The organism is Amycolatopsis sp. WAC 04169 (genome assembly GCF_003947535.1).
In the GTDB taxonomy this organism is placed as follows: domain Bacteria; phylum Actinomycetota; class Actinomycetes; order Mycobacteriales; family Pseudonocardiaceae; genus Amycolatopsis; species Amycolatopsis keratiniphila.
Window position 1 is genome coordinate 430,849 of the sequence record NZ_QHJI01000005.1, and the last position, 11,504, is coordinate 442,352.

Sequence of the window (11,504 nt, forward strand, 5' to 3'; positions counted from 1 at the left end):
ACGGGCCCTCAATGCCCACCGACCAGTCGCCCCCGCACTCGGAACATCCCGACCCCGTCGGCTTAGTGCCGCCAGTGCACGCGGTGAACAACAGCCGCGGCGTGCAGGTCGGCGACAACAACATCCAGCACAACTACAGCACCGTCAGGCAGACTCCACTGCCCGCGATCGAGTCAGTGCCCCCGGTACCGGCTCTGTCCCGGGTCCCTCTGGATGCAGCCCTGTTCGTGGGCCGCTCCGATGAGCTGGACCGGCTCGACGAGGTGTTGTGCGAGTCCGGGCGAGCGACGGTGGTCGCGGTGCACGGTTTGGGCGGGGTGGGCAAGAGCACGCTGGCGGCCCGGTTCGCGCACCTGCACGCAGGCCGGTTCGGGTTCCGGTGGTGGATCACCGCGGACTCCCTCGCCGCCGTTGACGCCGGCCTCGCCGACCTCGCCGAAACCCTCCAGCCCGCGACCAGAACACTCCCCGTGGCGCAGCGCAGTGCGCTGGGGGCCCGGTGGCTGGCAACCCATGAGGACTGGCTTTTGGTGCTGGACAACGTGGCAAGCCCGCGGGATGTGGCAGGCCTGTTGGAGCGGGTGCGGAGCGGCACAGTGGTGATCACCAGTCGTCAGCGCTGGGGGTGGCGGACGGTGGAGACGGTGTCCCTGGACGTACTCGCCGAGGACGAGGCGGTGGTGTTACTGGCCCGGATCGTGCGGTCGGACTGGGCAGACGCAGACCTGACCGGCGCCGCGCAGTTGTGCAGGGAGCTGGGGTGGCTGCCGCTGGCGATCGAGCAGGCAGGCGCCTACCTGGCTCAAACCCGGACCAGCCCCGCCGCCTACCTCGATTTGCTGGCACGGTTTCCGGCGCGGATGTTCACCGCGACGGCGGAGGGCGGTGACGCACAGCGGACGATGGCGAGGGTCTGGCACGTCACTCTCGACCACCTGACCAGCACCCCGGCCGCGGGGCAGGTACTGAGGCAGCTGGCCTGGTTCGCCCCGGACGGGATCCCCCGGGGGCTGCTGGAAGGTGAAGTGGGGGAGCCGGAGCTGTCCGAGGCGCTGGGCCGCCTGGCCGCCTACAGCATGATCACCCTCACCGGAAACACCGCCGCCGTGCATCGCCTGGTTCAAGCAGTCACCCGCACACCCGACCCGACCGACCCACACCGCCAACCCCTTGACATCACTACCGCCCGCGACAGCACCGCGACCCTCCTGGCGAACGCCCTCCTCGAGCTGGATCCACACACACCCGAAGACTGGCCGGCCTATCGAATGGTCCTGCCACATGCGCGGGCTCTGCTGGACCACGCCACGTCCGACACCGACACCACGCAGACCAGCCACCTGCTCAACCGGTTGGGTCGCTACCTTGCAGGGCAGGGCGACGTCGGCACCGCCATCAGCTACCACACCCGCGCCTGCGACAGCTTCCAACGGCTCGACGGCCCCGACCACCCCAACACGGTGACCTCACACAACAACCTGGCTAGCGCCTACGAGTCGGCAGGTGATCTCGCGCGGGCGATCCCGCTGTTCGAGGCCACCCTCGCCGACAGCGAGCGGGTACTGGGCCCCGACCACCCCAGCACGCTGATCTCGCGCAACAACCTGGCTAGCGCCTACGAGTCGGCGGGTGATCTCACACGGGCGATCCCGCTGCTCGAAGCCACCCTCGCCGACAGCGAGCGGATACTGGGGCCCGATCACCCCGATACACTGATGTCGCGCAACAACCTGGCCTACGCCTGCCGATCGGCAGGTGACCTTGGCCGGGCAATCCCGCTGTACGAAGCCACCCTCACCGATCGGAAACGGGTACTAGGCCCCGACCACCCCCACACATTGATGTCGCGCAACAACCTGGCTAGCGCCTACGAATCGGCAGGTGACCTTGGCCGGGCAATCCCGCTGTACGAAGCCACCCTCACCGACAGCCAACGGATACTAGGCCCCGACCACCCCAACACATTGATGTCGCGCAACAACCTGGCTAGCGCCTACGAATCGGCAGGTGACCTTGGCCGGGCAATCCCGCTGTACGAAGCCACCCTCACCGATCGGAAACGGGTACTAGGCCCCGACCACCCCCACACGCTGACCTCGCGCAACAACCTAGCGAGCGCCTACCGATCGGCAGATGACCTTGGCCGGGCAATCCCGCTGTACGAAGCCACCCTCACCGACAGCCAACGGATACTAGGCCCCGACCACCCCAACACGCTGACCTCGCGCAACAACCTAGCGAGCGCCTACTGGTCGGCGGGTGACCTTGGCCGGGCAATCCCACTGTACGAAGCCACCCTCACCGACAGCCAACGGATACTAGGCCCCGACCACCCCCACACATTGATGTCGCGCAACAACCTGGCTAGCGCCTACTGGTCGGCGGGTGACCTTGGCCGGGCAATCCCACTGTACGAAGCCACCCTCACCGACAGCCAACGGATACTAGGCCCCGACCACCCCACAACCGAGATCATCCGGTCGAACCTCGATAGCGTGCGATCGACCTAAAGTTGCATCACGTGGTCGTCACGGAACTGCCGACGGTAAGCCGAGCGTGCATTCATCGGCACGAGAGCACGTGACCGACAGTCGCCACCAGACAGGGAGTTAGCCGCATGTCCAACTGTCCAACGCGAGGTTACCTCCAGGCAGTGCCATGCCACCAGCTTCCGAAAGAGCTGAGCGTCCGCCTGCCAAGGAAATCCCGACCCCTCCCCCGCTTGAGTGATTTCCGCGAGCTAATCAAGCCGAGTTTTCATGACATGGATCATGACATGAACCAGAGTGATCTGGTGGGATCTCTGAGGCCTCTGCGGTTCCAAGTGATACTATAGTCGCTGGTAGAGGCCATAGTTAAGGCACTTAACGGCCCTCCGGAGGCAGGTGTCGCAGGTTCGAATCCTGCCGAGGGCACACAGTTGGACGGCGTTTTCAGCTGTCGACCTACGTCGTTCATGACATGAACTCGCTAATGGTTGTCTCGCGCATTTAGCCAGCTTCACGTGCGCCGCCGCAGCTCAGCGACACGCTCGTCGGCAAGTGCCGATGTTCACTTCCACTGCGGCAGGGGTCGAGGCGGGCGTTGTGGCCTCAAGGTGATCCGGAGCGAGCACTTTCCGTGGCGAGTGCACACATCTGGTCGATGAACCGCTGTGCGTGTCGCGGTGAAGGTACGACGACTCCCGCGGGGACGTCGGCGCAGAATTGCCACCAGAGGCCGCGGGGTTCGATGAAGCGTGTGGCGTGGTCGGTTCCGAGTGCCTCGTCAAGGCACAAGAGCGCGCCCAGTGCTTCGCTCTGGTCGTAGTCGAAGTCCGGACGCAGCAGATACCGGTCGAGGTAGGCGATGAGGTAGGCCGCGTCGGCTTCGGTGCCGAGGCAGGTCAGGGCGACGCAGTACGCCCGGCCGGCGTTAGGGCTTTCGCTGGCGAGGAGAAGAGCACCGAGTGTGTCGCGAAACCGGATCCGGCCGTTTACCGCTATGAACCATGCGGCGGTCTTGCGCTCGCGCCACCCGCCCTTGTCCAGCAATACCTCGAGTTCCGAGTCGGTGACGCGCGAGGCAGCCTCCGACAGCTCCCGCAGGAACGCGACTCGGTCGGCGATCTCGGGTCGTAGCAGTCCTCCACCAAGTCGAAGGTAACGCCGTCCCGGTGTCACGTACCGCGAGATCAGTTCCGTCAGCGCGGCGGTGTCATCGGGACGGTACATGGCTGCATCGTGCCGGTGATGCCGGAGTTATGCCACCGTTTTCCGGGACGCCGGTACTTCAGTTGATCATGTCGCCGAGTTTGACCGCACTTGTTCTTGGCTTCTCCACTTCACTCCGGACGCTTTGACGAACAATGCGACGGACAGCTCCTACGTCGACATCATAGATTGAGCTTATGAGCCAGCCGATCGCTCAGGCCACCATCCAGGTCAGGATCGTCGAAGGGCACTTCCTCATCGAAGACGAAGACATCGACCCGCCGGCTTTCCCGGCCTTCGAGGAGGCTGACGACTGGCTGCTCACCACCCACAACCAGATCGCTGTCTGCAGCGCTTCGGGGGAATGGCACGTCCCCGAAGCGCTGCTTCAGCGGTGGACCACCACGCCGCCTTCTCCCGGGCCCGGCTGGGAAGTCCACCAGCAGCGGCGGTGCCACTTCTCCAGCGGCACCCTCAACATCCTGAATCCCGCACGCGAAGAAATCTTCGGCACCTTCGACCTGGAGACACCAGGCTCGTATCACGTACGCGCTCACACCACCGACCGAGACCGCACCAGACGCATGATCGACCACGCCGCGACGACCGCCGGCGACCAACCCATCCGCGGCATCGAAAAGTTCCTCATCCAATTCTGGCGCGCACCAGAATACGCCAGCGGCCACACTTCGACAGCGACCGAACCACACGCCCCGGACTGGCTCACCGACGTCACCACACTCGAGCGAACCATCCGAGAACGGCGGCAGCGGGCCCACGACACGCATTGACGGGGTGCGGCATCCACTATCAGCTGCACTCGAGCTTCAGGGCCTGGACGCCCACGCCTCGAAGAGGGCCGCCGCCAGCCAGTGACGGCTTACGAAGGCCAAGTGCTCAGCGCTGACGCCACAACCGCCATCGGAACGACGCTTCGGGTCCGCTCCTCGCGCCAGCAAGTAAGCCGTGACGTCCACGTGCAGCGGCTCGCCCGTCTGCGTATGACTGTCGATCTCGACGTCGATGGCATGGTGCAGCAACGTGAGGCCGCCATGCTCTTCGTTGATGTCGGCGCCGCCGTCGAGGAGTTCACGAAGCAGCGGAAGGTCGCACATCTCGACCGCTCGGTGAGCAGGGCTCATATCGTTCACATCCAGTGTCCTGAATCGGACTCGATATCTTTTATCGAGTCCAGCAAAGAGACAAGCTCGACATTGGCCGCTAAGCAGAAATCCTGGTCGGAGGCGGCCAGATCCGCCAAAACGTTGACATACGTCGGATCAGCCTTCGCGTAGGCGTCACGAACCTTGGCCGGCATCAGTGTCCAGTTTCGATATTCGCAATCGAATACCCACTCCAGCGCGCCGGAAAATCGTTCCACACATTCGGAAATACCTCTCCGAACGGCCGCGGACGGCTCAAGATAGCGCCACACGATCATCGGCGGGATAACGAGACCACTCAGGACACTTCGACCCACGGCGATGCGATACCAGCCGATGACCCCATGAACAGAGAGAGCCTCGGCCACTTCTCTCGCCTCGATCACGACGCGTACCCTATCGAGTCCGGCGCTCAGGAACCGGCGATGACCCGGACGCCGGCGATCAGACGGTCGATGTGCTCGGACGTCGTGCCGATGCCGATACTCGCCCGCACCGCCGTCGGCGCGGTCGCGCCCGCCTGGTCCAGCAGCCGCCGGGTGAACGGGTGGGCGCAGAACAGGCCGTCGCGCACGCCGATGCCGAATTCCTCGGCCAGCCGGGTGGACACGGTGCGGGTCTCGACGCCGTCGACGGTGAACGACACGATTCCCAGCCTGTCCGGCCAGCCGCGGCCCAGGATCCGGACCGCGGGGATCTCCGCCAGGCCGTCGTGCAGATGGGTCGTGAGTGCGTCTTCGTCGGCTCGGAGCGCGGCCAGGTCCGCCGCGGCGAGGGCATCGCACGCGGCCGCCAGTGCCACCGCGCCGATGACGTTCGGGGAGCCTGCCTCGTGTCGTGCGGCGCCGGTCGCCCAGTCGACGTCGCCGGGTCTGTCCCCGACGTGGGCGGTGGCCCCGCCGCCCGCGAGGTACGGCCGCGCGCGGTCCAGCCAGTCGGCGCGGCCCGCGAGTACGCCGACGCCGAAGGGGGCGTACAGCTTGTGGCCGGAGAAGGCCACGTAGTCGAGGCCGAGTGCGGCGACGTCGATCCGCCGGTGCGGCGCGAGCTGGGCGGCGTCGACCGCGATGCGGGCGCCGAAGCGGTGGGCGGTGGCGGCCAGTTCGGCGAGCGGCCAGACCTCGCCGGTCACGTTGGACGCGCCGGTGACGGCCAGCAGGATCGGATGTCCGGCGGTCTGCGCGGCGAGGGCGGTCTCGACGGCGGAAACCGCGCTCGCCGGTGAAGCGGGTGCCGGGAGCCGGACGACTTCGTTCCATGGCAGGAGGTTCGCGTGATGCTCGCCTTCGAACGTGACGACCACGGTGTCCGGCGGAACGGCGTGGGCCAGCAGGTTCAGCGCGTCGGTGGTGTTGCGGGTGAACACGACCACGTCGTCGGCGCGGCAGCCGAGGAACGTGGCGACGGACGCCCGGGCGAGTTCGTACTTTGCCGTGCACAGCTGGGAAAGCGCGCCCGCGCCCCGGTGCACGCTCGCGTAGAGCGGGAGCAGTTCTCCCACGACGTCTGCCACTTCGCGCAGGCAGGGCGCGCTGGCCGCGTAGTCCAGGTTGGCGTAGGCGATCTTCGTCCCGTCGGCAAGCCCCACCTTGACGTCGGAGCCCAGCACACCCAGTGTGTTCCCACTCATGACGAAGCTCCTCCGAAGATCCACGGCGAAACGGCGATCGCGCAGCCGTTCCGTTCGAACCGCGTGGGATGGCGCGAGACGAGGCTGCCCAGATCCCGCCGGACCGGCACCGCGATCGAGCCCAGCCTGCCTTCCCAGTCCCCCACCGGCCGCGTGCCCAGCGCCTTGGTGATCGCGTCCGCCAGTTCTTCCGGTGGCGGCACGGGGATGTCCAGCTTCGAGCACAGGGCTTCGACGTCTTCGGTCACGATCGCGAGGAGCCCGTCGGCCGCGGCGAAGACACCGTCGACGGCGGCGGGTGACGGCTCGCGCAGGAGGGCGTCGGCCGCCGCGAGCAGCGACGTCGTGACCGAGCCGCCCCGGCCGGTGCGCTGACGGGCCACCAGCGCGGCCAGGATCCCTTCCGCCGAAACGAATCCGCCCGCGATGTCCACCATGATCATCAACGTCGGGCGCGGCGGTTCGCCTGCGGGCGTCAGCGCGTCGGCCACCCCGGAGTAGGCCTGGACCATGTAGTCCGTACCGGCTGGCGGCCGCGTCCCCAGCGCGTCGCCCCAGCCGCACGCGGCCGCGTAGACCAGCCCGGGGTTCACCGCGTGCATCGCCGCCGCGTCCAGACCGAGTTCGACGTCCTTGCCCGGTGCCCAGTTGTGCAGGAACACGTCGGCGTCGCGGATCAGGTCCATGACCTCGTCGCGGCCCGCCGCCGATTTGAAGTCGATCTCGGCGATCCGCTTGCCGTCGTTGAGCACGCGGAACTTCGCCGAGCAGTCGCCCGCCATCGGCGGCATACCCCGCAACGGATCGCCGCCCGGCGGTTCGATCCGGGTGACGGTGGCGCCGAGCAACGACAGCAACCGGGTCGCCAGCGGGCCCTGCACGCGGCGGGTCGACTCGACGACGTGGATCCCGGCGAGCGGCAGACCGGCGTCGGCGCCGGGTCCGGGCGCCGACGCCCGCCCGGCGCGAAGTGTCCATGGGGGCAAGCCCGCGTCCGGGTCGGCGCGCCGTTCCGACACTGTCCGAACAGGACAGACATGCATCCCGGTCGACACGGCGATCGCGCGGATCTCCTCGAACGACGTGGACTCGATCGCCTCGTGCAGCTCGCGCGGAAGCACCGCCGACGCGCGCTCGTACCGGAGGAGGAACGGCCGCCAGCCACGCGCGATCGCACGCTCCGGCGCCCCCAGCGAGGACCAGAATCCCTGCCAGGCCTCACCGCTGAAGGACTCGACCTCGAACGCGATCCCATCGGCCGAGACGAACGGCGGCCGCGCCGTCGACGGCAGGTCTTCGTAGCCCTCGGGATCCTCGTCCGCGGTGGCCGCGGCGATGTACTGCCCGACGGCGAGCAACGCGACGCCGTCCGCGTCGAGCTCGATACGGGACACGGGATTTCCGCGCAGTTGAGCCAACGTCGCGGCCAGCATGCCCTGGACGGTGGCGATCCCGGTGAGGATCGAAACATAGTCGACACCCAGTGGCCGCGGCTGCGCCTCGGAACGACCGTGCAGCGCCATGATCCCGCAATCGGCCTGCACGAGGTTCTCCGGGAACGGCTCGCGCGGACAAGCCTCGACCGAGACGCCCGGCCCGCTCAGGCCGAATAGACCGGGTGGCCCGCCACCGACGTCGGCATCCAGCATCCGCAGCCGGTCGAGAACCGTCTCGACGACCGGGCCGGATCCGGGGAGCTGGGCGTGGAAACCCTTCAAGGGCGCGGAAAACGACACGGGCGAACCTCCATGCTGGAACGGCCTGGCGTCCGCTTGTGGCGGACACCAGGCCGGCGGATCGAGGAGCAAGGGACTAGACCGGAACCGATTCCTCACGCTGCCGCGGCAGCGCGGCAGCGGCCTTGCGGGCGGCACGGCGCTTGATGACCCGCTCGCCCCAGTTCATCAACGGACGTTCCAGCACGTAGTACGAGATCGTCGACAGGATGATCGTGCCGACCAGGGTGACCAGCTGCAGTTCCCAGAAGCCGGTACCGGCGCGGATCAGCATCAACGGCATCGGTTCCCCGTTGAAGTAGGCGTTCGGCTTCTGCAGGTAGAAGTGCATCACCGCGAACTGCCACAGGTAGACGCCGTAGGAGATCTTGCCGACGAACAGGATCACCCGGTTGGTGAACACCGCGCGGATCACGCGCGACTCGGGGCCGGGTGCGACCATCGAAAGCAACAGGCTCGCCGAAAGAATGGCAAGTAGACCGTAGAAGATCCCTAGTGCGGTGAGACTGTAGTAATCGTCCATGCCGATTTCACTGCCGGGACGGGCACAGTTGATCAGCAGGCAGGTGAGCGCGATACCCAGGAACAGGACGCGGTGGCGGCCGGCGAAGGTGAGCAGCTTGGGTGCCTCGTTCGGCGAGGCCTTCTGCAGTTCCAGCCAGATCGCGATGACCATGCCGATCGCGACCTCCGGCATCAGGCCCATCGGGTACCAGAACAGCGCGCGGGTGCCGAGACCGTTAATCTGCGAGTACAGCAGCCAGGCGATACCGGCGGCGAACAGCAGCGGCACGGGGAGCATCATCCGGTACGCCCGCGCCCGGGCGGTCTTGCCGCGGGAGGCGAACTTGAAGGTCGCCCAGGCCAGCAGCGGCAGCAGGAGATAGAACTGTGCCATGTCCGGCACGGTCCAGGTGATCTCCATGCCGTTGCTCCAGCCGTCCCAGTCGTAGATGTGCAGCAGCGCCAACGGCCGGAAGACGTCCCACACGCTGTCGATCTGCTGGAGGTTCAGCGCGATGAGGACCACGAAGTACATCGCGTAGTACGCGGGGAGCAGGCGCAGCACACGGCGGATGACCGTGCCTTCGCGTTTGCGCGGGGTTCCGTTGATGACCGACTTCGCGAACCCCTGGTAGACGAACATGCCGGTGAGCACGAAGAAAACGCCCGCGAAGATCTGGAGGCCGCCGGTGAAGAACCCGCCGACGGCGCTGGTCGATGCGATCGTGCCGCCGAGTTCCTTGGTGCCCAGCACCCCCGCGATCATCGCGACATGCGTGAAGAGCAGGGCCAGCGCGCAGACCCCGCGCAGGCCGTCGACGGCCAGATAGCGTTGTTTGGCCGGCTTTTCCGCGGCTGCGGGCGGCCCGCCTTGCCGCGTTGCGGTAACGCTCATTGTGCGTCCTTTCTCCCAAAGCGATGGGGGTGAACCGCGTTCGAGCATTTCCACGTCACGCGGCGGAACCCGGGCCGGAAACCGGCTGCACTGCAAGCTTCGCATTGTGGGGACGGGCTCGTCTTATTCCATTCTGCGAGAATGCGCGACGTAAAAAGGTCGTGAGTGGTAAGGACGGTTAGAACCGTCCTTACCACTCACGAGCGGGTGTCAGGCGGCTTCTTCTTCGAGCAGTCGCGCGATGTCCGCCCGCAGCACCTTCTTGTCGATCTTGCCGATCGGGGTGCGCGGCATCGCGTCGACGATCACCAGCCGTTCGGGGAGTTTGAACCGGGCGACCCCCGCCGTCTCCATGACGTCGATGACGTCCTGCAGGGCGACGGAGGTGCCGGGCGTCGGCACCACGTAGAGGCAGCCGCGCTCACCGAGCACCGGGTCCGGCATCGCGACCGAGGCCGCCATCTCCACCGAATCGAGCTGGTAGGCGAAGGATTCGACCTCCTCGGCCGCGATCTTCTCGCCGCCGCGGTTGATCACGTCCTTGGTGCGGCCTTCGACGACGACGTAGCCGTCGGGCCGCAGCCGCACGACATCGCCGGTGCGGTACCAGCCGTCTGGGGTGAAGGCGCGCTCGTTGTGTTCGGGCGCGCGGTAGTAGCCGCGGATCGTGTACGGGCCGCGGGTGATCAGCTCGCCCTGTTCGTCCGGCGGGACCGGGTTCCCGTCAGGGTCGACGACGCGCAGTTCGTCGGCGGGGTTGATCGGGCGGCCCTGGGTGTCGCAGGTGATGTCGAACGGATCGTCCAGCCGGGTGAGGTTGGTCAGCCCCTCCGCCATCCCGTAACCCTGCTGCAGCGTGCAGCCGAACACCGTGCTGATCTGGCGGACCAGCTGATCCTGCAGCCGCGCGGCGCCCAGCGTCAGCACCTTGAACGACGACAGGTCGTGGTGCTTGTCGGCCTCGCGGTATTCGAGCCAGCGCACCACGATCGCCGGCACCACCGACGTCACGGTCGCGCGTTCGGCTTCGATCGCACCCAGCGAGTCCCGCGGGGACGGCGACGGCGAGACGACCACGCGCCCGCCTGCCCACAGCACTCCGAGGATCGCGCTCAGCGGGTAGTTGTGCCCGAACGGCAGCACGGCGAGATAAACCGACGACGCGTCGAAACCGAACGCGTCGGCGGATCCGTCGACATAGCAGGCGTAGTCGTCGTGGGTGCGTGCGATGAGCTTCGGCAGCCCCGTGGTGCCGCCGGAAAGGATCAGCAGCGCGACCGATCGCGGGTCGGGCGTCAGCGCGTCCAGTTCGGCGCGCGCCGCGGCCGGATCCGAAGCCGGGGCGCACAGCGCACGCAGGTCGACGTGCCCGTCGCGGACGTCACCGGCGACGATGACGTGCTCGATGGTCTCGGCCCCGGCGGCGATCCCGGCCGCCAGCTCCTGGTGGTCGAAGTCCTTCACCCGGTCCGGCACGGCGATCGCGCGCGCCTCGGACAGCTCGGCGAGGTAGGACAGTTCGTGCCTGCGATGCTGGATCAGCGCCATCACCGGGATGACACCGAGCCGGAAGCACGCCAGCGTCAGCACCACGAACTCCCAGCCGTTGGGCAGCTGGACCAGGAGCCGGTCGTCGGGCCGGAGTCCGAGCGCCCGCAGCCGCTGGGCGGCACCGTCCACACGGGACAGGAGTTCGGCATACGTCAGCCGGAAGTCGCCGTCGGTCAGTGCCTCGGCGTCCGGGGTCGCGTCGGCGGCGGCCACGAAGCGCGAGGCGAGCGCCTGGCCCTTCCAGTGCCCTTCGGCGACGTAACGCTCGACGAGGTCGGCGGGCCAGGGGACCGTCCCCGCGCGGCTCGGCTGGACAGGTTTCGAGGGCACGAC

Annotated in this window: 9 protein-coding genes and 1 tRNA gene; 3 read left to right on the forward strand and 7 right to left on the reverse strand. The window is 67.3% G+C overall.

What is annotated here, in order from left to right; genetic code table 11:
* The first annotated feature begins 11 nt into the window (after positions 1 to 11).
* Both DMC61_RS14765 and DMC61_RS41150 read left to right on the forward strand, forming a co-directional pair.
* Positions 12 to 2,510 (forward strand): tetratricopeptide repeat protein, encoded by a 2,499-nt coding sequence (locus DMC61_RS14765; RefSeq protein WP_125689750.1) that lies wholly within the window; start codon positions 12 to 14, stop codon positions 2,508 to 2,510.
* A 337-nt stretch (positions 2,511 to 2,847) separates the two neighbouring features.
* A tRNA-Arg gene (locus DMC61_RS41150) sits at positions 2,848 to 2,912 on the forward strand.
* Positions 2,913 to 3,092: 180 nt separating this feature from the next.
* Here DMC61_RS41150 and DMC61_RS14770 read toward each other — a convergent pair.
* A complete protein-coding gene (locus DMC61_RS14770; protein WP_125689751.1) occupies positions 3,093 to 3,713 on the reverse strand; it encodes a DUF6000 family protein in 621 nt (206 codons plus the stop codon).
* Positions 3,714 to 3,889: 176 nt separating this feature from the next.
* On the opposite strand from DMC61_RS14770, the gene DMC61_RS14775 reads away from it, so the two are divergent.
* The gene (locus DMC61_RS14775) at positions 3,890 to 4,483 is read left to right on the forward strand and encodes a hypothetical protein (RefSeq protein WP_125689752.1); all 594 of its coding nucleotides are present in this window, start codon (positions 3,890 to 3,892) and stop codon (positions 4,481 to 4,483) included.
* Between the two features lie 36 nt (positions 4,484 to 4,519).
* On the opposite strand, the gene DMC61_RS14780 is transcribed toward DMC61_RS14775, so the two are convergent.
* The 6 genes from DMC61_RS14780 to DMC61_RS14805 form a co-directional block, all read right to left on the reverse strand.
* Complete coding sequence (locus tag DMC61_RS14780; RefSeq protein WP_233594823.1) at positions 4,520 to 4,834, reverse strand: ankyrin repeat domain-containing protein; 315 nt, start codon at positions 4,832 to 4,834, stop codon at positions 4,520 to 4,522.
* A 5-nt stretch (positions 4,835 to 4,839) separates the two neighbouring features.
* Positions 4,840 to 5,241 carry a hypothetical protein gene (locus DMC61_RS14785; protein WP_125689754.1) on the reverse strand — a complete coding sequence of 134 codons (402 nt, stop codon included), beginning with the start codon at positions 5,239 to 5,241 and terminating at the stop codon, positions 4,840 to 4,842.
* Between the two features lie 26 nt (positions 5,242 to 5,267).
* Positions 5,268 to 6,485 carry an aminotransferase class V-fold PLP-dependent enzyme gene (locus DMC61_RS14790; RefSeq protein ID WP_125689755.1) on the reverse strand — a complete coding sequence of 406 codons (1,218 nt, stop codon included), beginning with the start codon at positions 6,483 to 6,485 and terminating at the stop codon, positions 5,268 to 5,270.
* Positions 6,482 to 8,221 carry a CoA transferase gene (locus tag DMC61_RS14795; RefSeq protein ID WP_125689756.1) on the reverse strand — a complete coding sequence of 580 codons (1,740 nt, stop codon included), beginning with the start codon at positions 8,219 to 8,221 and terminating at the stop codon, positions 6,482 to 6,484. The genes DMC61_RS14790 and DMC61_RS14795 overlap by 4 nt, the downstream gene beginning before the upstream one ends.
* Positions 8,222 to 8,297: 76 nt before the next feature.
* Positions 8,298 to 9,620, reverse strand: a complete 1,323-nt coding sequence (locus DMC61_RS14800; RefSeq protein WP_125689757.1) for an acyltransferase — start codon at positions 9,618 to 9,620, stop codon at positions 8,298 to 8,300.
* Between the two features lie 210 nt (positions 9,621 to 9,830).
* Positions 9,831 to 11,501, reverse strand: coding sequence for a (2,3-dihydroxybenzoyl)adenylate synthase (locus DMC61_RS14805; RefSeq protein ID WP_125689758.1), 1,671 nt, complete (start codon positions 11,499 to 11,501; stop codon positions 9,831 to 9,833).
* Positions 11,502 to 11,504 lie beyond the last annotated feature (3 nt).